We start from the raw sequence: 21,313 nt of genomic DNA, 5'->3' as shown, positions 1-21,313 counted from the left end.
CGGGTCGGTGAAAATCGCGCCTCAGCGCGTGGCTGGTCTTTGATGGTCATATGCGGGATGGTTGTCGGCAAGGGAGAGACAGGCAATGCTGCGCCCAGTATAGGCAGCAATGGCTGGCGTGGCAACGATTAGCGATGCTGCGCTGCGCAAGACGGCGAGCGGAAAACAGCCGGCGGCAGAGTAACCGCCGGCCAAGCCCGTCACGTCATGCGTGGCGGGCCAGTTTCATGCGCGGCTCAGGCGCGCAAGGTGGACAGGATAGGCTGCAGCACGGCCGCGCCCAGGGCGGCGCTGCGGGCACCGCTCCAGCCCGTTTGCGGGTCGGGATCGTTGGCATTGTCCTTGAACGGCAATTCCAGGGTCAGCGACAGGCAGCCGAAGGCGTGGGTGATGTGGGGCGAACCCATGGTCAGCACTTCCGGCGTGAACGGGCCGTCTTCGTAGCCGTGCTCATCCTGGAAGTCGGGGCTGGCCACCTTGAAGTCGGCGATGAAGCGGTCTTGCTCGGCCTTCTGTGCTGGCGTGAAATTTTCCAGCGCATCGCTGCCGGCCACGAAGACGTAAGGCAAGCCTTCGTCGCCATGCACGTCGAGGAACAGGTCGCAGCCGATTTCATGCATTTTCTGTTTCACCAGGAATACTTCCGGGCTGCGCTCCATCGTCGGCGTCATCCATTCGCGGTTCAGGTTGGCGCCGGCCGCGTTGGTGCGCAGGTTGCCATGCACGGAACCGTCCGGGTTCATGTTCGGCACCACGTAGAAGACGGCGTCTTGCAGGCATTGGCGGGCAAATGGATTGGCCTGGTCCAGCAAGGCTTCGAGCATGCCTTCGACAAACCATTCCGCCATCGTTTCACCGGGATGCTGGCGCGCGATGACCCAGACTTTCTTTTCGGCATCGGCGTCGCCGACCACCAGCAGATTCATGTCGCGGCCTTCCACGGTGCTGCCCAGGTCGATCAAGCGCACGAGCGGCGACGCTTGCGCGCTGTCGATCAGGGCCAGGTGGCGGTCCCATGGGTACGGCTCGAAGTAGGCGTAGTACACGCTTTCCTCTTCCGGCGTGTGTTCGATGGTCATCACCGTGCCGTCAAAGCTGGTGGGCACGCGGAACCAGGTTTCGCGGTCGTAACTGGCCACGGCCTGGTAATCTTTCCAGCCGTCCGGGTAGGCCGACTTGCCTGCGTTCATGAAGCGGATCGTGCACGCCTCGCCTTGCGCGCCTTGCAGGCGGAAGTAAAACCACTGCGTGATGTCGGCGTGGGAATCCTTGCGGATGTTCAGCTCGATGGATTGGGCATCGTCGGCGCGCAGCACCTCGATCGCGCCGGCGTCGAATTGCTGGCTGATTTTAATGGTCATGAGTGTTCCTGATAAAAACGTATGGGTTTTGCATCGTGTGCAATGGCGCGATGATACCTGTTTTGCGGTGGACTTTGTGCTGGCGCAAACGATGACGGACGCGCTTTGCTAACGTGATAGCTTAGACACGGGGAGGACATCATGGATGACAACGGCAAACACATACGCGAACTGGAAAAGAAAATCAGCGCCCTCAGCGACGCCCTGGCGCACCTGGGCAAGGGCACGACCTTGCAGGAATTGCTGCGCATCATACGTTTCCCCGGCTATACGACGCCGGCCGAATTCACCTTTAACGTCGCCATCCTCGACACCATGCTGGTGCAAGCCAATGCGCTGGAAAAGCTGGGGCAGGATTTATTGGCAGGGGCGAAACAGGTGGTCGCAAAACAGTGAGCGCAGGCACTGACGTATTCCTGAACGCCTGAAAAATGGCCAGGGCCGCAGGCAGTACGAATGGACGCCCAGGCCCTGCAACGCCGCCATGGACGTGTTGTCAGGTGTTCAGGCCGCCGAAACGTTCGTAGAACCACGGCTCCACATCGGGCGCCTGCGCATCTTCGCGCCGCAAGGTGGCCAAGATATGTTCCTCGGCCGCCGCGTACGTGATGCGGTACAGGTCGCGGGCCAGCGCATACGCCTGCGTGCCGGGCCACGGTTCGGGCAGCAGCTCGACGGGCAGTTGCGGGTCGTGCAATTGCACGCGGCGGTAGGCGTGCGTCAGCAGCGAGCGGATGACGAACGCTTGCTCCGCATCGAACACGGGTGCTTCTTGCAGCAAGGTCAGCAGTGGTTGGAAACTGGCGATGAATTTTTGGTAGCCGGCCATTACTTCCGATAAATCCCAGCAGTCGCCCACCATGTCGCGCAGGGGACGCGTGCTGACGCCCGGCAATTCCGTGGTGTGGCAGACATACAGCTTGCCCTGCACTTCATTGCGCACGAGGATATCTTCCAGCGCCTCCGTATTGCTGGCAGGATGGCCAAAGATGCCAGGCGAGATCAAGCCATAGCCAGCCCACAATAATTCCTTGCGCAGCGCCCCCCGCTCGGCGGCGCCGATGCTGCCGGCTGGCCCGATCACCAGGGTCCAGCTGCCATCCCAGTGCACGACCAGCGGCGCATAGATGCGGCGATAGGCGCGCTCGAAGCGGGCCAGCGCCTCCGGGCGTATCGTATAGGCGCTGCGGCGGCCGTCGCGTTGCGAGCTGAGCCAGCCTTCCTGCGCCAGGCGGAACACGCTGGTGCGCAATAAACGGTCATTCACGCCAAACGGCGCCAGCAGTTCGATCAGGCTGCCCAGCCAGATGGCGCCGCCGCGCGGCACGATGGCGTCGCCAAAGATGGTCATCACCAGGGACTTCGAGCGCGGTGGGTCGCTTTCCAGGAAATCGGCTATCCATGCCGTGCAGCGGGTGTTCTTCATGTGGTTCCGGTCTGGCCGTGTTGCGGTCGGTTCAATAAAAGCAGCAGTTTACTTGGCTGCGCGGGTAGCGCGGCAATAATTTGCCGGAAGCGCTGGTGGCGCTCCGCAGTGTTTTCTCATAAGCAATATCATACGCACAAAAAAGCTGCACAAGATACGAATTTTTAAAATGATTCATATCAAGTGTATGCAAATCGTTTTTTGTATCGTATTATCTGTTCATCGCACCGCGTTGCTGCGCAAAATCAAAGACATGGGAGACAGATCATGTACGCACAAATGGTTGAAACCGGCCTCAAGAACGTTCGTTCCCTCGACGACATGGGTCAAGAAGAGCGCGCTTTCCAGGCGCGCATCGACGAAGGCATCAAGATCGAGGCCAAGGACTGGATGCCGGATGCTTACCGCAAGACCCTGATCCGCCAGATTTCGCAGCACGCGCACTCGGAAATCGTCGGCCAATTGCCTGAAGGCAACTGGGTCACGCGCGCGCCCACCCTGAAACGCAAGTCCATCCTGCTGGCGAAGATACAGGACGAAGCCGGCCACGGCCTGTACCTGTATAGCGCCGCGGAAACCCTGGGCGTGTCGCGCGACGACTTGCTGGCCGCCTTGCATTCGGGCAAAGCCAAGTATTCCAGCATCTTTAACTATCCCACCCTGTCGTGGGCCGACATGGGCGCCATCGGCTGGCTGGTCGACGGCTCCGCCATCATCAACCAGATTCCCCTGTGCCGCTGCTCGTACGGCCCGTATGCGCGCGCCATGATCCGCGTCTGCAAGGAAGAATCGTTCCATGCGCGCCAGGGCTATGACATCATGATGTCGCTGTGCAAGGGCACGCCCGCGCAGAAAGCCATGGCGCAGGATGCGCTGAACCGCTGGTGGTGGCCGTCGCTGATGATGTTCGGCCCGTCCGACGCCGCTTCCGTCAACAGCGCCCAGTCGGCGCAATGGCGCATCAAGCTGTTCTCGAACGACGAATTGCGCCAGCGCATGGTCGATCAGACCGTGCCGCAAATCGAATACCTGGGCCTGACCGTGCCCGATCCCGACCTGAAATTCAATGCGGAAACGGGCCACTATGAATTCGGCGAGATCGACTGGTCCGAGTTCAACAATGTCTTGAAGGGCAATGGCCCGTGCAACCGCGAACGCCTGCAAACGCGCGTGAAAGCGTATGAAGACGGCGCATGGTTCCGCGATGCCTTGGTCGCCTACGCCGACAAGCAAGCCGCTAACGAAAAAGCGGCAGCCTGAAAACATCTATAAAAGGGGATAGCAACATGAGCAAAGAATGGCCTTTGTGGGAAGTTTTCATCCGTAGCCAGCACGGCCTGGCGCACAAGCATGTGGGCAGCCTGCACGCTTCCGACGCCACCATGGCGGTCAACCATGCGCGCGACGTCTACACGCGCCGCAATGAAGGCGTGAGCATCTGGGTGGTGCGCGCGGCCGATATCGTCGCCAGCAGCCCCGGCGACAAGGGCGCCCTGTTCGAACCGTCGAACAGCAAGGTGTACCGCCATCCCACCTTCTTCCCGATGCCGGAAGAAGTCAAGAATCTGTGATGGGAGCGCCTGCAATGGATGACAAGGTCAATTACCTCCTGCGCCTGGGCGACAACGCCCTGATCCTCAGCCAGCAGCTGTCGCAGCTGTGCGGCAAGGGCCCGGCGTTGGAAGAGGACATGGCGCTGACCAACGTGGCGCTGGACTTGCTGGGCCAGACGCGTTTGTGGTTCAGCTATGCGGCCGAACTGGAAAACGCGGGCCGCGACGAGGACGACATCGCCTTTTTGCGCGACGCCCACGATTTCAAAAATTGCCTGCTGGTCGAGCAGCCGAACGGCAATTACGCCGACACGATGATGCGCCAGTTCTTCTTCGACAGCTGGCATTACTTCCAGTTGCTGGAGCTGCTGAAATCGACGGATGCGCGCATCGTCGAGGTGGCGCAAAAGTCGATCAAGGAAGTGACCTATCACTTGCGCCGCAGCGGCGATCTTGTCGTGCGCCTCGGCGACGGCACGGCGGACAGCCACGCGAAAACGCAGGCCGCCGCCGACAAGCTGTGGATGTACACGGGCGAGATGTTCAAGTACGACGCCGTCGACCAGGCCATGGTCGCCGCCGGCATCGCGCCGCCATCCGACATCCTGCGCCAGGCGTTCCTGGAACACGTGGCCGAGATCTTCGCGGAAGCGACTTTGAGCGTGCCGGCGCCCGACGCCTGGATGCAAAAAGGCGGCAAGCAGGGCACGCACACGGAACACCTGGGTTTTATTCTGGCCGAGATGCAGTTCCTGCAGCGCGCCTATCCCGGGGCGGAGTGGTAATGAACACGGCCGCGGCAGCGCTGGACGCCGCCCAGGTCTGGGCCTGGCTGGGCGACGTGCCGGACCCGGAAATCCCCGTCATTTCGGTGGTGGACCTGGGCATCGTGCGCGCCGTCGAAGTCACCGGCGGCGACGCGTGCATCGTGACGATCACGCCCACGTATTCGGGCTGCCCTGCCATGCAGGTGATCGCCGACGCCGTCACGGATGCCTTGCGCAGCCATGGCGTGGACAAGGTGACGCTGGTGAACCAGCTGGCGCCCGCCTGGACGACGGACTGGATGAGCGAGACGGGCAAGGCCAAGCTGAAAGCCTATGGCATCGCTCCGCCGCAGCAGCAGGTGATCGACATCAGCGGTTTACGTGGTGGCGTCAAGCGCCAGGCGACGCCGAAACTGGACGTGATTTGCCCGAATTGCGGTTCCACGCATACGCAGCTGACCAGCCAGTTCGGCTCCACGCCGTGCAAGGCCCTGTACAAATGCCTGGATTGCCGCGAACCGTTTGACTACTTCAAGTGCCACTAAAAAAATCAGGCACACGTTCCGAAGAAACTGGAGATGAAGCATGAGTAAATTTTATCCGCTGTGCGTGGCCAACGTGCGCAATGAAACGCGCGACACCATCGCCGTCACGTTCGACGTGCCAGCCGAGTTGCAGCAGCAGTTCCGCTTCCAGCAGGGCCAGCACCTGACCCTGCGCGCCCATATCAATGCGGAAGACGTGCGCCGCTCGTATTCCATCTGCTCGGCGGTGCAGGATGGCACCCTGCGCGTGGCCATCAAGCGCACGCCGGGCGGCGCCTTTTCCACCTGGGCGAACGATACCCTGAAAGCCGGCGCCACCATCGAGGTGATGCCGCCCATGGGCCACTTCAACGTGCCGCTCGACTGCGTCAATCGCAAGCACTACCTGGCGTTTGCGGCCGGCAGCGGCATCACGCCCATCCTCTCCATCATCAAGACGACCCTGCTGACGGAGCCCTTGAGCCGCTTCACTCTGTTCTACGGTAACCGCGCTTCGTCGTCCGTCATCTTCAAGGAAGAATTGACGGACTTGAAGGATGTGTACCTGGAGCGTTTGAACCTGGTCTACGTGATGAGCCGCGAGCAGCAGGACATCGAACTGTTCAACGGCCGCATCACGCAGGAAAAATGCGAGCAATTCCTGCAGCACTGGATCAAGATCGAAGACTACGACAACGCCTTCATCTGCGGCCCGGAAGACATGATGCTGGGCGTCTCCGCAGCCTTGCAGGCAGCCGGCATGCCCAAGCAGAATATCAAGATCGAGCTGTTCGCCGCCAGCATCCCGAAAAACGCCCACAAGCCGCGCGCCCAGCTGGCTGCGGACGCCGTGCAGGAAACGGAAGTGACCGTCATCCTGGATGGCAACCACACCACCTTCACGATGGACAAGGACAAGGAGTCCATCCTCGACGCGGGCCTGCGGCAGGGCATCGACATGCGCTACTCGTGCAAGGGCGGCGTGTGCTCGACCTGCCGCTGCAAGATCCTCGACGGCAAGGTTGAAATGGACGTCAACTACGCGCTGGAAGACTATGAAGTGGCGCGCGGCTTTGTCCTCAGTTGCCAGAGTTTCCCGCTGACCGACAAGGTGGTCGTTGATTTCGACCAGGCTGAGTAACAGCAGACCCCACGCGAAGACTGGGGGCGAATCTTCAGATTCGACCCCGGCACTTGTCACTGGGTTAAAAAACAAAACCGAGACACACCATGACCTACCAAAACATCCTCTTCACCATCGAGCAGGGCATCGCCACGCTGACCCTGAACCGTCCCGACAAGCTCAATAGTTTTACGCAAGCCATGCACGAGGAAGTGCGCGACGCCATCGCCAAAGTGAACGCCGACAGTACCGTGCGCGTCTTCGTGCTGACGGGAGCGGGCCGCGGCTTTTGCGCAGGCCAGGATTTGTCCGACCGCGCCGTGGAACCGGGTTCGAAGGGCGTGGACCTGGGCGAATCCGTGGAAAAGAACTATGCGCCGCTGGTACTGGCCTTGAAGGCTTTGCCAATGCCCGTGATCTGCGCCGTCAACGGCGTGGCCGCCGGCGCGGGTGCCAACCTGGCGCTGGCGTGCGACATCGTCATCGCCGGCAAGTCGGCCAGTTTTGTCGAAGTGTTCTGCAAGCTGGGCCTGATCCCGGACACGGGCGGCACCTTCTTCCTGCCACGCCTGATCGGTTCCGCGCGCGCCATGGGCCTGGCCATGCTGGGTGAAAAACTGACGGCGGAAAAAGCGGAAGACTGGGGGTTGATCTGGAAATGCGTGGACGACGCCGATCTGGCACAAGAAGCGCGCAAGCTGGCCGTGCACTTTTCCACAGCCCCCACCAAGGGCCTGGCGTATACCAAGCAGGCGCTGGCCGCCAGCGGCGCGAATACCCTGCCGCAGCAGCTTGCGCTGGAAGCGCGCATGATGAGCGATCTCGGTAACAGCGACGATTACCGCGAAGGCGTGGCCGCCTTCATGGAAAAGCGCGCACCGCAATTCAAGGGACATTGATATGGCAGCTTTGGACAATAACAGTATCGTCGCCGTCATCGGCAGCGGCGCCATGGGCGCCGGCATCGCGCAGGTGGCCGCAGCCGCCGGCTACCGGGTCAAGCTGTATGACACGCGCTTTGACGCCGTCAGCAAGGCGCTGGCCGACATTGGCAAGATGTATGCGAAGCTGGCTGAAAAGGGCCGCATGACGCCCGACGAAGCCGCGGCCGCCACGGCGCGCCTGCAGGCGGCCGGCAGCCTGGCTGATGTGGCAGATGCTGCCCTGGTAGTGGAGGCCATCGTGGAAAACCTCGACGTCAAGCGCGGCCTGTTCGCCGAACTCGAAGCGCTGGTCAGCGACGACTGCCTCCTGGCGACGAACACCTCGTCGATTTCCGTTACGGCCATCGCCGCCAAGCTGCGCCGTCCGGAACGCCTGGTCGGCATGCACTTCTTTAATCCTGTGCCACTGATGGCGCTGGTCGAAGTGATCAGCGGGCTGGCCACCAGCGAGCAAGTCGCCGCCACCGTCTACGATACGTCCATCGCCTGGGGCAAGAACCCCGTGCATGCGAAATCGACGCCTGGCTTCATCGTCAACCGTGTCGCCCGTCCGTTTTATGCGGAAGGTTGGCGCCTCTTGAGCGAACAGGCGGGCGACGCCGCCACCATCGACGCCGTGCTGCGCGAAGCGGGCGGTTTCCGCATGGGCCCATTCGAGCTGATGGACCTGATCGGCCATGACGTCAATTTCTCGGTCACGCAATCCGTGTTCGGCGCCTATTTCAACGACCCGCGCTTCACGCCCTCCGTGCTGCAGCAGGAAATGGTCAATGCCGGTTTCCTTGGCCGCAAATCGGGCCGGGGTTTTTACCTGTACGGCGAAGGGGCCGCTGCCCCCGTGGCGCAGGCGGAAGGCGCGCAAGCGAAGCCGGAATTCGTTGCCCTGTCGGCCGCCATCGGCGGCGATGGCCGTGGCCACAGCGGCATCATCCGCAGTCTTGTGCAGCGCCTGGAGCAGGCCGGCATCACCGTCAGCCGCCGCGTGACGCAGGAAGGCCAGTCGCATGACGAGGCGCCCGCCCTGCATTGCCATGGCGCCGCGATTTATCTGACCGATGGCCGCAGCGCCACCCAGCGCGCGCACGACAACCAGCATCCGGACACGGTGCTGTTTGACCTGGCGCTCGATTACGCCAATGCCAGGCGCATCGCCGTGGCCCGCGCCGACCAGTGCAGCGATGCGGCCTACGCGGCCGTCGTTGGCCTCTTCCAGGCGGCCGGTTTCATCGTCACGCGCCTGGACGACGTGCCTGGCCTGGCCGTCATGCGCACGGTGGCCATGCTGGCCAACGAGGCGGCCGACGCCGTCAACCAGGGCGTGTGCACGGTGGCTGCCGTCGATATCGCCATGCAGAAGGGCGTCAACTATCCGTGCGGACCGCTGGCTTGGGCCGATGCCGTCGGCGTCCAGCACATCGTGACCGTGCTGCACCACCTGGCGCAGGGCTATGGCGAGGACCGTTACCGCGTCTCGCCGCTGCTGCGCCGCAAACTCGCCAATGGAGCACAGTTTCATGCATAAGGAAGACCATATCCACGCTGCCCAGGCTTTGGCCGAAGCGGCCGCCGCCTCCATGCTGTCGCGCGATAACGCCACCGTCGCCATGGGCATCGCCCTGGCCGACGTGGGCCCCGGTCATGCCCGCATGACGATGACGGTGCGCGCAGACATGCTCAATGGCCACCAGACCTGCCATGGCGGTTTTATCTTTGCCCTGGCCGACAGCGCTTTCGCGTTTGCCTGCAACAGCTACAACCTGAACACCGTGGGCGCCGGTTGCACCATCGATTATCTGGCGCCGGGCCGTGAAGGCGACGTGCTGACGGCGCACGCCGTCGAACAGGCGCTGGCCGGCAAGAGCGGCGTCTACGACGTCAAGGTCAGCAACCAGGACGGGCGCGCCATCGCGCTCTTCCGCGGCAAGTCGATTCGCGTGGCGGGTGAAGTCATCAGCAATTGAAGTTACAAGAGCAGGCTTGAACTGCCGGAACGAATTACATAGTTATAGAACCGAATCAGGAGACAGAGATGGTCCAGAGAACCCCAGCACCGAATGACCTCGAACCGATCGAGCGCGCCAGCAAGGATGAACTGCAGGCGCTGCAGCTCGAACGCATGAAATGGACGCTCAAGCACGCGTATGACAACGTGCCCCATTACCGCGCCGCTTTCGACGAAGCGGGCGTGCATCCGGACGACCTGAAATCGCTGTCCGATCTGGCCAAATTCCCGTTCACCGATAAAAAGGTCTTGCGCGACAATTACCCGTTCGGCTTGTTCGCCGTGCCGCGCGAGCAAGTGGTGCGCATCCATGCATCCAGCGGTACCACGGGCAAGGCCACGGTGGTCGGCTACACGCAGAACGATATCGATACCTGGGCCAACGTGGTGGCGCGCTCGATCCGCGCCGGCGGCGGCCGTGCCGGCGACATGGTGCACATCTCCTACGGCTATGGCCTGTTCACGGGCGGCCTGGGCGCGCACTACGGCGCCGAGCGTCTAGGGTGCACGGTCATTCCCATGTCCGGTGGACAGACGGAAAAACAGGTGCAGCTGATCCAGGATTTCAAGCCATCGATCATCATGGTCACGCCATCGTACATGCTCAACATCATCGAGGAATTCACGCGCCAGGGTCTCGATCCGGCCGAATCGTCGCTGAAGGTGGGCATCTTCGGCGCCGAGCCGTGGACGGACGCCATGCGCTCGGAAATCGAGGCGCGTGCCGGTATCGATGCCGTCGACATCTACGGCCTGTCCGAAGTGATGGGCCCTGGCGTGGCATCCGAATGCATCGAAAGCAAGGACGGTCCCGTCATCTGGGAAGACCATTTTTACCCGGAAATCATCGATCCGGAAACGGGCGAAGTGCTGCCGGACGGCGAAGAAGGCGAGCTGGTGTTTACCTCGCTGTCGAAGGAAGCGCTCCCCATCATCCGCTACCGCACGCGCGACCTGACCCGCTTGCTGCCGCCGACCTCGCGCTCGATGCGCCGCATCGGCAAGATCACGGGCCGCTCGGACGACATGCTGATCATCCGCGGCGTGAACGTCTTCCCCACGCAGATCGAAGAGTTGATTCTGAAAATGCCGAAGCTGGCGCCACAGTATCAATTGGTGGTCACGCGCGACGGCCACCTCGACAAGCTGGAAGTGGTGGCCGAATTGCGCATCGACCTGACGTCCACCATCTCGGCCAGTGAAACGGACGCGTTGGCGCGCGAGCTGGAACACCGCATCAAGACACACGTGGGTGTGAGTACGCGCGTGCGCCTGGTGGCCGCGGCCGGCATCGAACGCACCTTGACGGGCAAGGCCCGCCGCGTGGTTGACCAGCGCCCGAAGATTTTCTCCTGATAGCCCGAACAAGGAACCAGACATGAACGACGCTTTTATCTGTGACGCCGTGCGCACTCCCTTTGGCCGCTACGGCGGCGCCTTGGCCAGCGTGCGCGCGGACGACCTGGGCGCACTGCCGATTGCCGCGCTGATCGCCCGCAACCCTTCCGTCGACTGGACCGCCATCGACGACGTGTTCTACGGCTGCGCCAACCAGGCGGGCGAAGACAACCGCAATGTGGGCCGCATGGCTGCGCTGCTGGCCGGCTTGCCGGCGGCAGTACCGGCCAATACCATCAACCGCCTGTGCGGTTCCAGCCTGGATGCCGTCGGCATGGCTGCCCGTTCGATCAAGGCAGGCGAGGCGGAGCTGATCATCGCCGGTGGCGTGGAAAGCATGACGCGCGCGCCTTTCGTGATGGGCAAGGCTGACAGCGCGTTCTCGCGCGCAGCGAAAATCGAAGACACGACCCTGGGTTGGCGCTTCGTGAACGGCAAGATGAAGGCGCAGTACGGCATCGACACCATGCCGGAAACGGCGGAAAACGTGGCCGTGGAATTTGGCATCAGCCGCGCCGACCAGGATGCGCTGGCCTTGCGCAGCCAGCAGCGCTGGGCCGCCGCCCACGCGGCCGGCGTGTTCGAGCGCGAAATCGTGCCTGTCGCCGTGCCGCAAAAAAAGGGTGATCCGAAAATGGTCACCAGCGACGAACATCCGCGTCCCGACACCTCGCTGGAAATGCTGGCAAAGCTCAAGGGCGTGGTCAAGGCGGATGGCACTGTCACGGCCGGCAATGCCTCGGGCTTGAACGATGGCGCCTGCGCCATCCTGCTGGCGTCCGCGGCCGCCGTGGACAAATACAAACTGACGCCGCGCGCAAAGGTGCTGGGCATGGCCACGGCCGGCCTGGCGCCGCGCATCATGGGCTTCGGTCCCTCGCCGGCTTCGCGCAAGGTTCTGGCGCAAACGGGATTGAGCATTGAGCAGATGGACGTGATCGAACTCAATGAAGCGTTTGCCGCGCAGGCGCTGGCGGTGACGCGCGACCTGGGCCTGGCGGACGACGCAGCCCACGTGAACCCGAATGGCGGCGCGATCGCCATCGGCCACCCGCTGGGTGCATCGGGCGCGCGCCTGGTGATGGCCGCGCTGAACCAGCTGGAACGCACGGGCGGGCGCTATGCGCTGTGTACCATGTGCATCGGCGTGGGGCAGGGGATTGCAGTAGTGATTGAACGCGTATAAAAAGTAAAAACAAAAAAGGCGCAGGCTTGTAAAAAAGCGCCAACCATACATTGACCGTAGTGCCAACCTGGTGGAGACCACAATGATTGCCAATATCTTCAAGAAAACCCTGATCGCCGGCGTGCTGGCCATGTCCGCCGCGGGCGCGTATGCGGCTGATAACATCAAGATCGGTTCCGTGCTGTCCGTCACGGGACCAGCCGCCTTCCTGGGCGATCCGGAACTGAAAACCCTGCAGCTGTATATCGAGAAGATCAACGCGGCAGGCGGCGTCCTGGGGCGCAAGCTGGAACTGGTGCACTACGATGACGGCAGCGACGCGGCCAAGGCCAACGGTTTTACCAAGCGCCTGATCGAATCGGACAAGGTCGACGTGTTGATCGGCGGCACCACCACGGGCGCGACGATGGCGATGGCGCCTCTGGTAGATCGCGCCAGCATGCCGTTCATTTCGCTGGCCGGTGCCGTTGTCATCATCGATCCGGTCAAGAAATGGGTGTTCAAGACGCCGCACACGGACCGCATGGCGGCCGAGAAGGTGTTCGAGGACATGAAGAAGCGCGGCATCAGCAAAGTGGGCCTGCTGTCGGAAACGAGCGGCTTTGGCGCCTCGGGCCGCAAGGAATCGCAGATCGTCGCCTCCAAATACGGCATCACCCTGGTGGCCGATGAAACCTACGGCCCGAAAGACACGGACATCACGGCGCAGCTCACGCGCATCAAGAACACCGCCGGCGTGCAAGCCGTATTCGTGTTCGGCCTGGGCCAGGGTCCTGCCGTGGTTACCAAAAATTATGGCCAACTGGGCATGGCTGCACTGCCGCTGTACCAGTCGCACGGCGTGGCGTCGGACGAATACCTGAAACTGTCGGGCAAGGCCGCCGAAGGCGTGCGCCTGCCAACGCCGGCCCTGCTGATCGGCGCCATGCTGCCCGACAGCGACGCGCAAAAAGCCGTCGTCGTCGGCTACGACAAGACGTATAAAGACCGCTACAAGATCGACCCGTCGACCTTTGGCGGCTATGCGCTCGACGCCCTGAACCTGTCGGTCGACGCCATCAAGCGCGCCGGCGGCACGGACCGCGAAAAAGTGCGGGCAGCGCTGGAGCAGACCAAGGGTTTTGTCGGTACCACCGGCGTGTTTAACATGTCGGCCAAAGACCACATGGGCCTGGACCTGTCGGCTTTCCGCATGGTTGAAGTGAAGAATGGCGAATGGCAATTGTCTAAATAAGTTCGAGAAGGTAAGCCAGAAGTACCCGCGCGGGCCGCCCTCGAAGGCGGTTCGCGCGCAGCCGAACATAATGGAGACACCATGGAAGTCGCTCAATTTCTACAATTTCTGTATTCCGGGATGACGGTCGGTTCCGCCTACGCGCTGGCGGCGCTGGGCTTTACCATCATCTACAACACCAGCGGCGTGATCAATTTCGCCCAGGGAGAGTTCATCATGCTGGGCGGGATGCTGGCCGCCGTGATGTCGGCCGCCGGCGTGCCGCTGCCGCTGGCCATCATCCTGGCCGTCGTCGCCACGGGTATCGTTGGCCTGCTGATGGAAAAAACCGTGATCGAACCGGCGCAAAATGCACAGGTCATCACGCTCCTGATCATCACCATCGGCGCCTCCCTCGTGCTGCGCGGCCTGGTGCAAATCTGGCTGGGCAAGGATACGCACTCGCTGCCGGCGTTTTCCGGCGATGCGCCGATCGAATTCCTGGGCGCCAGCCTGCTGCCGCAAAGCCTGTGGGTGCTGGGCGTCACGGTGGTCATCGTGCTGGTGCTGGGCTGGTTTTTTGGCCGCACCCTGATGGGCAAGGCCATGCTGGCCACCTCGCACAACAAGCTGGCGGCACAACTGGTGGGCATCAACACGCGCAAGGTGCTGCTGTTCTCGTTCGGCCTGTCGGCCCTGCTGGGAGCTGCCGGCGGCATCCTCGTTGCACCGATCACCTACACCTCATATGACGCTGGCATCATGCTGGGCCTGAAAGGCTTTGTCGCCGCTGTCCTCGGTGGCCTGGGCGGCGGCGCGGGCGCGATCGCCGGTGGCCTGATCCTCGGCATCGCCGAAGCCATGACGGCCGGCTACATCTCGTCGGCCTACAAGGATGCGGTGCCCTTCGTGCTGATTTTATTGATCCTGTTCTTCCTGCCGCAAGGCTTGTTTGGCGCTAAAAATTCGGAGCGTGTATGACCAACTTTTTCACACGCTCGCGCCACGGCGGCTTGTTGTTGCTGGCCCTGGTGCTGGCCATCCTGCCCCTGTTCCTGACTAACGCGTTCTACTATGACGTGGCGATCCGCATCGCCCTGAACGCCATCGTCGTCATCGGCCTGAATCTGCTGATGGGCTACACTGGCCAGATCAGCCTCGGTCATGCCGGTTTCTATGGCCTGGGCGCGTATGCGTCGGCCGTGCTGACCACCCACTACGGCTGGCCGCCGCTGGCCGCGCTGGCGGCGGGCGCCGTCGCCACCGGCCTGCTGGCGCTGTTGCTGGCGCGCCCCGTGTTGAAACTCAAGGGCCATACCCTGGCCATGGCGACCCTGGGACTGGGCATCATCATTTCCATCGTTATCAACAACGAGACGCAGTGGACGGGCGGCCCGGACGGTATCGGCGTCTCCGCCTTCACGGTGGCCGGCCTGGAAATCGCCGGCGAGAAATCGTGGTACCTGGTGTGCGCCGTGCTGCTGTTGCTGGTGACGTGGCTGGCCCTGAACCTGATCGATTCTCCCGTCGGCCGAGCGTTGCAGGCCATTCACGGCTCGGAAGTGGCGGCCCGTGTGGTCGGCGTCGACACGACGCGCTTCAAGGTGCGCGTGTTCGTGCTGTCGGCGGTGATTGCCAGCATCGCGGGCAGCATCAGTGCCCACTACATCGGTTTCATCACCCCCAACCTGGCCGGTTTCTTCCACTCGATCGAACTGGTGACGATGGTGGTGGTGGGCGGCATGGCATCGATCTTCGGCTCCATCATCGGCGCAGCGTTGCTGACCATCTTGCCGCAATTGCTGTCCAGTTTTGAAGGCTGGGAAACGGTGGTGTTTGGCGTGATCCTGATGGCCACCATGATCTTCATGCCCAAGGGCCTGGTGCCCAGCCTGGCCAGCCGTTCGCGCAAGCGGGCTGCCACGCCCAAGGCGCCCGTCAAATCCGCGCAGGAGGTGTGACATGCTGACGATTAACAATCTGAGCAAGAGCTTTGGCGGCGTGCACGCGGTGCAGGACGTGAGCTTCACTGTCAAGGAAGGTAATATCCATTCCGTGATCGGCCCGAACGGCGCCGGCAAGACGACCCTGTTCAACCTGATCACGGGCGTGTACACGCCCACCAAAGGCGAGATCCTGCTCAATGGCGAAAACGTGGCCGCCATGTCGCCCGATGCGCTGGCGCGGCGCGGCATGAGCCGCACCTTCCAGAACCTGCAGGTGTGCATGAACATGACGGCCATCGACAATGTGATGGTGGGCGCGCATTTGCGCCTGAACCAGAACCTGTTCGCTTCCATGCTGCGCTTGCCGTCCGTGCGCCGCGCCGATGCGGCTTGCCGCGACGAGGCGGCCAGTTTGATGGAGTTTGTCGGCGTGGGACGGCATATCGATGACGAAGCGGGGCAGATGTCGTACGGCGCCTTGAAGCGCCTGGAAATCGCCCGCGCGCTGGCCGCCAAGCCGAAGGTGCTGCTGCTCGATGAACCGGCCGCAGGCCTGAACCACACGGAAACGGGCGAAATCGAAGCCTTGATACGCAAGGTGGCGCAGTCGGGCGTGACGGTGGTGCTGGTCGAGCATGACATGAAACTGGTGATGAATCTGTCGGACCATATCCTGGTGCTCGACTATGGCAAGAAGCTGGCCGAAGGGACTGCCGCCGAAGTGCGCGCCAATCCTGACGTGGTGGCAGCGTATCTGGGAGTGGCGGCATGATGCAAAATGAAATTCAGGCTCCCCTGGTACTCGATATCAAAGGGCTGACCAGTCATTACGGCCGCATCCAGGCCCTGCACGGCATCGACCTGCAGGTGCGCCAGGGCCAGCTGGTGGCGCTGGTGGGCGCGAATGGCGCTGGCAAGACGACCCTGTTGCGTGCCATCTCCGGCGTGCAGCCGATCAGTGCCGGTAGCATCGCCTTCGCCGGCCAGGACGTCAGCCGCATGAGCGCGGACAAGCGCGTGCGCAGCGGCATTTGCCAGGTGCCGGAAGGGCGGCAAGTGTTCGGCCCCATGACGGTGGAAGACAATCTGCGCCTGGGCGCCTTCACGCGCCCGCCGCAGGACGTGGCGGGCGACATGGAGCGCATGTACGGCCTGTTCCCGATTCTGAAGGAAAAGCGCTTGCTGCTGGCCGGGACGCTCTCCGGCGGACAGCAGCAGATGCTGGCCATGGCGCGCGCGCTGATGGGCCGCCCGCAACTGCTGCTGCTCGACGAACCGAGCATGGGCCTGGCGCCTTTGCTGATCGCGGAAATCTTCCGCATCGTGGCCGAGTTGCGGGACCAGGGCATCACCATCTTCCTCGTCGAGCAGAATGCGCATGCCGCCCTGTCGATCGCCGACGTGGGCTATGTGATCGAGACGGGCGCCATCACGCTGTCCGGCCCCGGTCCCGAATTGCTGCATAACGAGCAGGTACAAAGCGCCTATCTGGGCATGTAAGGAGTCTGTATGGTCAAAGTGTATGAAATCAACGGCGTCACCCCCGTCGTCCACCCCAGCGCCTACGTGCACCCGTCGGCCGTGCTGATCGGCGACGTGATCGTCGGCCCGCGCTGCTATATCGGCCCGCTGGCCTCGATCCGCGGCGACTTCGGCCGCTTGATCCTGGAAGAGGGCGCGAACCTGCAGGACACCTGCGTCATGCACGGTTTTCCCGGCTGCGACACGGTGGTCGAAGTCGACGGCCATATCGGCCACGGCGCCGTGCTGCATGGCTGCCGCATCGGCCGCAATGCGCTCGTCGGCATGAATGCCGTGGTGATGGATAACGCCATCATCGGCGAGGAATCCATTGTCGCGGCCATGAGTTTCGTCAAGGCGGGCATGATCGTCGCGCCGCGCAGCATGGTGGTGGGCACGCCGGCCAAGGTGATGCGCGCGCTCACCGACGATGAAATCAAATGGAAAAGCTCGGGCACGGGCCAGTACCACGAACTGGCCGTACGCTCCATGCACACGATGCGCGAAGTGGAAGCCCTGACGGAAGTCGAGGCGAACCGCCAACGCCTGAATTTCGAATCGGCCTTGCCGCTGCATTTGCACAAGAACGCCGCAGCGCAGTAAGCACGCAGTAAACCAACATAGGAGTAAACCACATGGCTCACATATCCACCCTGCAAAGCCTGATCGCCGGCCGCTGGCTGGGCGAAAGCGCCGCCGTGCCCCTGCACAGCGCCTTGAACAACCGCGTCATCTATCACACGCATGCGGAAAAGATCGATTTCGACGAAGCCGTCACGTATGCGCGCAAGACGGGTGTGCCCGGTCTGATGGCGCTGGACTTCCAGCAGCGCGCCGCCCGCCTGAAGGCACTGGCGCTGTACCTGGTCGAGCGCAAGGAAGAACTGTACGCGATCTCGCACCTGTCGGGCGCCACGCGCGCCGACAGCTGGGTCGATATCGAAGGCGGAACGGGCACCCTGTTCGCCTACGCCAGCATGGGCAGCAACGAGCTGCCGTCGTCGAACGTGCTGCACGAAGGCCCGGCTATCGCGCTGGGCAAGAAGGGCGGCTTCGCCGGTACGCACATCCTGGTGCCGCGCGGCGGCCTGGCCGTGCACATCAACGCCTTCAACTTCCCTATCTGGGGCTTGCTGGAAAAATTCGCCCCGAGCTTCCTGGCGGCCATGCCCTGCATCGCCAAGCCGGCCACGGCGACGAGCTACCTGACGCAGGCCGTCGTGCGCATGATGCACGAATCGGGCTTGCTGCCGGCTGGCAGCCTGCAATTGGTGATCGGTTCCACGGGCGACTTGCTGGACCGCTTGAATGGCCAGGATTTCGTCACCTTCACGGGATCGGCCGCCACGGCCGCCAAGCTGCGCACGAATCCGAACCTGATCGCCCAGTCCGTGCCGTTCAACGGCGAGGCCGATTCGCTCAACTGCGCCATCCTGGCGCCGGACGTCACGCCGGACGACGTGGAATTCGACCTGTTCGTCAAGGAAGTCGTGCGCGAGATGACGGGCAAGTCGGGCCAGAAGTGCACGGCCATTCGCCGCATCATCGTGCCCGAGCACCTGATGGACGCCGTCGGCACGCGCCTGCGCGAGCGCCTGGCCAAGGTGGTGGTGGGCGACCCGTCCATCGAGGGCGTGCGCATGGGCGCCCTGGCATCGAAAGAACAGCAGAACGACGTGGCCGAACGTGTCGCGACCCTGTCGCAGGGTAACGAGGTAGTGTTCGGCGCGGCCGACGGTTTCAATCCGCTCGGTGATGGTGCGCAGGATGGCAGCTTCTTCTCGCCGACCCTGCTGCTGTGCCGCGACGCCTTCGGCAACGACGCCGTGCATGACGTGGAAGCGTTCGGCCCCGTCAGTACCATGATGGGCTACAAGGAGATCGACGAGGCGCTGGCCCTGGCCGCACGCGGCAAGGGCAGCCTAGTGAGCACCCTGGTGACGCGCGATCCGAAGATTGCCGCGCGCGTGGTGCCGCAAGTGGCGGCCACGCATGGCCGCGTGCATGTGCTCGAGCGCGTAGCGTCCATCGATTCAACGGGCCATGGCTCGCCCCTGCCGCAGCTGAAGCACGGCGGCCCTGGCCGCGCGGGCGGCGGCGAGGAGCTGGGCGGCGTGCGCGCCGTGCGCCACTACCTGCAACGGGCGGCCGTGCAAGGCTCGCCGACCATGCTGGCGGCCATCACGGGCGAGTACGTGCGTGGCGCGGACGTCAACGAAAGCCCGATCCACCCGTTCCGCAAGCACTTCGAGGACTTGAAGACGGGCGACTCGCTGCTCACGCATCGCCGCACCGTCAGTGAAGCGGACATCGTCGCCTTCGGCGGCATCTCGGGCGACTTCTTCTACATGCACTTCGATGAAATCGCCGCCAAGGAGTCGCAGTTCGGCAAGCGCATCGCCCATGGCTACTTCGTGCTGTCGGCCGCTGCGGGCCTGTTCGTCTCGCCCGGCGTCGGCCCCGTGCTGGCCAATTATGGCCTGGACAACCTGCGTTTCGTCGCTCCCGTCGCCATCGGTGACACCATCCGCGCGCGCCTGACGTGTAAGCGCAAGGTCGACCGCAACCGCAAGGACGTGTTTGGCGTGGGACAGGGCGTGGTCGCGTGGGACGTGCAGGTGACGAACCAGAACGAAGAATTGGTGGCCAGCTACGATATTTTGACCTTGGTATCGAAGCGCGAGTAAGCGTTTCTGCAGTACGGCATTGACCGTCGCCACCCGCGATTTTCGTGTGGGTGGCGTTTTTTTTTTAGTCGGATTATTTTTCTCTTGAATTATCCATAAGTGTATGAAAAATATAGCCTAAGTGTGGTTTTGCACAGCGTGCTATTTAGATAAATACCTCTAGAACGCGTGCTTTTTCCTTGAAAACGGGCGAATTCGCTCATTGCTTCAAGAAAACTTTCCAACGTAAAACCTTTTCTCTGTAGCATGGTTTTACTCACTGGTCACGCCGCCAAACACGCTCAACGATGCGGTGGCGGCGCGAAAAAAACGGACCCGGCCTTTTACGGCCGGTGAGCCATCGACCGCGAGTCCCATTCCACGATTAACGTTCACCGCTACGGGTATTTAATTACTATGAATAAACACGTCCTGATTTTCCTGTTGGCCATGCCCCTGGCCATCAGCCATGCCTATGCCGAAGAGGCCCCTGGTCCCGCGGTCAAGATCAGCGGTTACGGTACTGCCGCCCTGACCATGGCCGATACCGACAACGCGCAGTTCGCGCGCCCGAACCAGGCTGCCGGCGCCGGCCGCACTGCCCGCACGGGTATCGATTCCAACCTGGGCTTGCAAGCTAATGTCACCGTCAATCCCTGGTTGTCGGCCACCGTGCAGGGCCTGGCGCGCAAGGATGGCGAGGACGATTTCGGCGCCGAACTGGCCTGGGCCTTTGCCAAGGCGAAGGTGTCGGACAGCTTCAGCGTGCGCGTCGGTCGCATGGGTCTGCCCGTCTTCATGATTTCCGATTATCGCAACGTGGGCTATGCCAACACTATGCTGCGCCCGCCCGGCGAAATGTATTCGCAGGTTCCCCTGAACAGCATCGATGGCGTCGACGGTACCTATCAGTTCAGCGCGGGCGATACCAGCATCACCACGCAGCTGGCGCTGGGCCGCACCAAGGCCACCCTGGCCACGGGTCCCGATTCGACCGTGCAGGTGGAAGGCAAGTCCATCGTCGCCCTCAACGTGGTGGCCGAGCATGGCCCCGTCACCGTGCGCTTCGGCCGTGCCGAAACCAAGTTGACGATCAACGATTCGCCCAGCCTGAACACCTTGATGGGCAGCTTGCGCGCGGCCGGCAGCGGCTACCGGATCGCCCAGCTGGGTGCCCTGGCCGATGCGCTGGAAGTCAAGGACAAGAAGGCGTCATTCACGTCCGTGGGCCTGGGCCTGGACTGGAACAATGTCCTGGTGCAGTCCGAATATGCGAAGCGCAAGACGGACAGCTATGTCAGCGACAGCACTTCGTGGTACGTGATGGGCGGCTATCGCATCGGTGCCTTCCTGCCGTACTACAGCCACGCCAGCCTGAAGGCCGATGGCCGCGTGAACAACACCGTGCCTGCATCCTGCCCTGCCGGGTATCCGGCCGCCTGCACGCTGACGTTGCGCACCCTGTCGGCCGGTGTCGACACCCTCGCGTATATGCGTAATCAGCTGGAGCAGTCGACGGACAGCATCGGCGTGCGCTGGGACTTCCACCGTTCGGCCGCGCTGAAGGTGCAGATCGACCGCATCAAGCCGAAGAATGGCCCCGGCCTGTTCGTGCAAGCCAAGCCCGGTTTCCACGGTCCCGTCACGGTGGCTGCCGCCGCCATCGATTTCGTTTTCTAAGGA

General features: G+C 62.6%; 21 protein-coding genes. 19 read left to right on the top strand and 2 right to left on the bottom strand.

Features of this window, described 5'->3' with window-relative positions; genetic code table 11:
• Positions 1-236: 236 nt before the first annotated feature.
• Positions 237-1,361 (bottom strand): M14 family metallopeptidase, encoded by a 1,125-nt coding sequence (locus VPH40_RS14665; protein ID WP_034746346.1) that lies wholly within the window; start codon positions 1,359-1,361, stop codon positions 237-239.
• Between the two features lie 141 nt (positions 1,362-1,502).
• Between VPH40_RS14665 and VPH40_RS14660 the strand changes: the two genes are divergently transcribed.
• Positions 1,503-1,757 (top strand): hypothetical protein, encoded by a 255-nt coding sequence (locus tag VPH40_RS14660; protein ID WP_077408596.1) that lies wholly within the window; start codon positions 1,503-1,505, stop codon positions 1,755-1,757.
• Between the two features lie 100 nt (positions 1,758-1,857).
• Here VPH40_RS14660 and paaX read toward each other — a convergent pair whose 3' ends face one another.
• Positions 1,858-2,787 carry a phenylacetic acid degradation operon negative regulatory protein PaaX gene (paaX, locus tag VPH40_RS14655; protein WP_289913067.1) on the bottom strand — a complete coding sequence of 310 codons (930 nt, stop codon included), beginning with the start codon at positions 2,785-2,787 and terminating at the stop codon, positions 1,858-1,860.
• A gap of 267 nt (positions 2,788-3,054) precedes the next feature.
• Here paaX and paaA point away from each other — a divergent pair, with 267 nt between their 5' ends.
• From paaA to VPH40_RS14565, 18 genes are all read left to right on the top strand, one after another.
• On the top strand, positions 3,055-4,047 hold the full coding sequence (paaA, locus tag VPH40_RS14650) for a 1,2-phenylacetyl-CoA epoxidase subunit PaaA (protein ID WP_328573788.1): 993 nt from the start codon (positions 3,055-3,057) through the stop codon (positions 4,045-4,047).
• Between the two features lie 26 nt (positions 4,048-4,073).
• Positions 4,074-4,358 (top strand): 1,2-phenylacetyl-CoA epoxidase subunit PaaB, encoded by a 285-nt coding sequence (gene paaB / locus VPH40_RS14645; RefSeq protein ID WP_034746356.1) that lies wholly within the window; start codon positions 4,074-4,076, stop codon positions 4,356-4,358.
• Positions 4,359-4,372: 14 nt separating this feature from the next.
• A complete protein-coding gene (gene paaC, locus VPH40_RS14640; protein ID WP_328573979.1) occupies positions 4,373-5,125 on the top strand; it encodes a 1,2-phenylacetyl-CoA epoxidase subunit PaaC in 753 nt (250 codons plus the stop codon).
• Entirely contained in the window at positions 5,125-5,652 is a 528-nt protein-coding gene (gene paaD / locus VPH40_RS14635) for a 1,2-phenylacetyl-CoA epoxidase subunit PaaD (RefSeq protein WP_328573787.1), read from the top strand. Before paaC ends, paaD begins: the two co-directional genes overlap by 1 nt.
• Positions 5,653-5,692: 40 nt before the next feature.
• Positions 5,693-6,772: a 1,2-phenylacetyl-CoA epoxidase subunit PaaE gene (paaE, locus tag VPH40_RS14630; RefSeq protein ID WP_152255046.1), complete on the top strand. Its 1,080-nt coding sequence runs from the start codon at positions 5,693-5,695 to the stop codon at positions 6,770-6,772.
• Between the two features lie 89 nt (positions 6,773-6,861).
• Entirely contained in the window at positions 6,862-7,653 is a 792-nt protein-coding gene (paaG, locus tag VPH40_RS14625; protein WP_328573786.1) for a 2-(1,2-epoxy-1,2-dihydrophenyl)acetyl-CoA isomerase PaaG, read from the top strand.
• 1 nt (position 7,654) lies between these two features.
• The gene (gene paaH / locus VPH40_RS14620; protein WP_328573785.1) at positions 7,655-9,220 is read left to right on the top strand and encodes a 3-hydroxyacyl-CoA dehydrogenase PaaH; all 1,566 of its coding nucleotides are present in this window, start codon (positions 7,655-7,657) and stop codon (positions 9,218-9,220) included.
• Complete coding sequence (gene paaI / locus VPH40_RS14615; protein ID WP_328573784.1) at positions 9,213-9,659, top strand: hydroxyphenylacetyl-CoA thioesterase PaaI; 447 nt, start codon at positions 9,213-9,215, stop codon at positions 9,657-9,659. Before paaH ends, paaI begins: the two co-directional genes overlap by 8 nt.
• A 68-nt stretch (positions 9,660-9,727) precedes the next feature.
• Positions 9,728-11,056: a phenylacetate--CoA ligase PaaK gene (paaK, locus tag VPH40_RS14610; RefSeq protein WP_289903412.1), complete on the top strand. Its 1,329-nt coding sequence runs from the start codon at positions 9,728-9,730 to the stop codon at positions 11,054-11,056.
• Positions 11,057-11,078: 22 nt separating this feature from the next.
• Positions 11,079-12,284 carry a 3-oxoadipyl-CoA thiolase gene (gene pcaF / locus VPH40_RS14605; RefSeq protein ID WP_328573783.1) on the top strand — a complete coding sequence of 402 codons (1,206 nt, stop codon included), beginning with the start codon at positions 11,079-11,081 and terminating at the stop codon, positions 12,282-12,284.
• An 82-nt stretch (positions 12,285-12,366) separates the two neighbouring features.
• On the top strand, positions 12,367-13,518 hold the full coding sequence (locus tag VPH40_RS14600) for an ABC transporter substrate-binding protein (RefSeq protein WP_289917439.1): 1,152 nt from the start codon (positions 12,367-12,369) through the stop codon (positions 13,516-13,518).
• An 81-nt stretch (positions 13,519-13,599) separates the two neighbouring features.
• Positions 13,600-14,478: a branched-chain amino acid ABC transporter permease gene (locus tag VPH40_RS14595; protein ID WP_230538975.1), complete on the top strand. Its 879-nt coding sequence runs from the start codon at positions 13,600-13,602 to the stop codon at positions 14,476-14,478.
• Complete coding sequence (locus VPH40_RS14590; RefSeq protein WP_328573782.1) at positions 14,475-15,458, top strand: branched-chain amino acid ABC transporter permease; 984 nt, start codon at positions 14,475-14,477, stop codon at positions 15,456-15,458. The genes VPH40_RS14595 and VPH40_RS14590 overlap by 4 nt, the downstream gene beginning before the upstream one ends.
• Before the next feature lies 1 nt (position 15,459).
• Positions 15,460-16,215, top strand: coding sequence for an ABC transporter ATP-binding protein (locus tag VPH40_RS14585; RefSeq protein WP_099666449.1), 756 nt, complete (start codon positions 15,460-15,462; stop codon positions 16,213-16,215).
• Complete coding sequence (locus tag VPH40_RS14580) at positions 16,215-16,943, top strand: ABC transporter ATP-binding protein (RefSeq protein WP_099668356.1); 729 nt, start codon at positions 16,215-16,217, stop codon at positions 16,941-16,943. Before VPH40_RS14585 ends, VPH40_RS14580 begins: the two co-directional genes overlap by 1 nt.
• Positions 16,944-16,952: 9 nt before the next feature.
• On the top strand, positions 16,953-17,567 hold the full coding sequence (gene paaY / locus VPH40_RS14575; protein ID WP_099666450.1) for a phenylacetic acid degradation protein PaaY: 615 nt from the start codon (positions 16,953-16,955) through the stop codon (positions 17,565-17,567).
• A 32-nt stretch (positions 17,568-17,599) separates the two neighbouring features.
• Positions 17,600-19,651: a phenylacetic acid degradation bifunctional protein PaaZ gene (paaZ, locus tag VPH40_RS14570; RefSeq protein ID WP_328573781.1), complete on the top strand. Its 2,052-nt coding sequence runs from the start codon at positions 17,600-17,602 to the stop codon at positions 19,649-19,651.
• A gap of 396 nt (positions 19,652-20,047) precedes the next feature.
• Entirely contained in the window at positions 20,048-21,310 is a 1,263-nt protein-coding gene (locus VPH40_RS14565; RefSeq protein ID WP_328573780.1) for a hypothetical protein, read from the top strand.
• Positions 21,311-21,313 lie beyond the last annotated feature (3 nt).

The organism is Janthinobacterium sp. P210005, from assembly GCF_036231865.1.
GTDB lineage: Bacteria > Pseudomonadota > Gammaproteobacteria > Burkholderiales > Burkholderiaceae_D > Janthinobacterium > Janthinobacterium kumbetense.
Note: the sequence above shows the minus strand (reverse complement) of the source record. Positions and strands in the feature narration are given on the sequence as shown.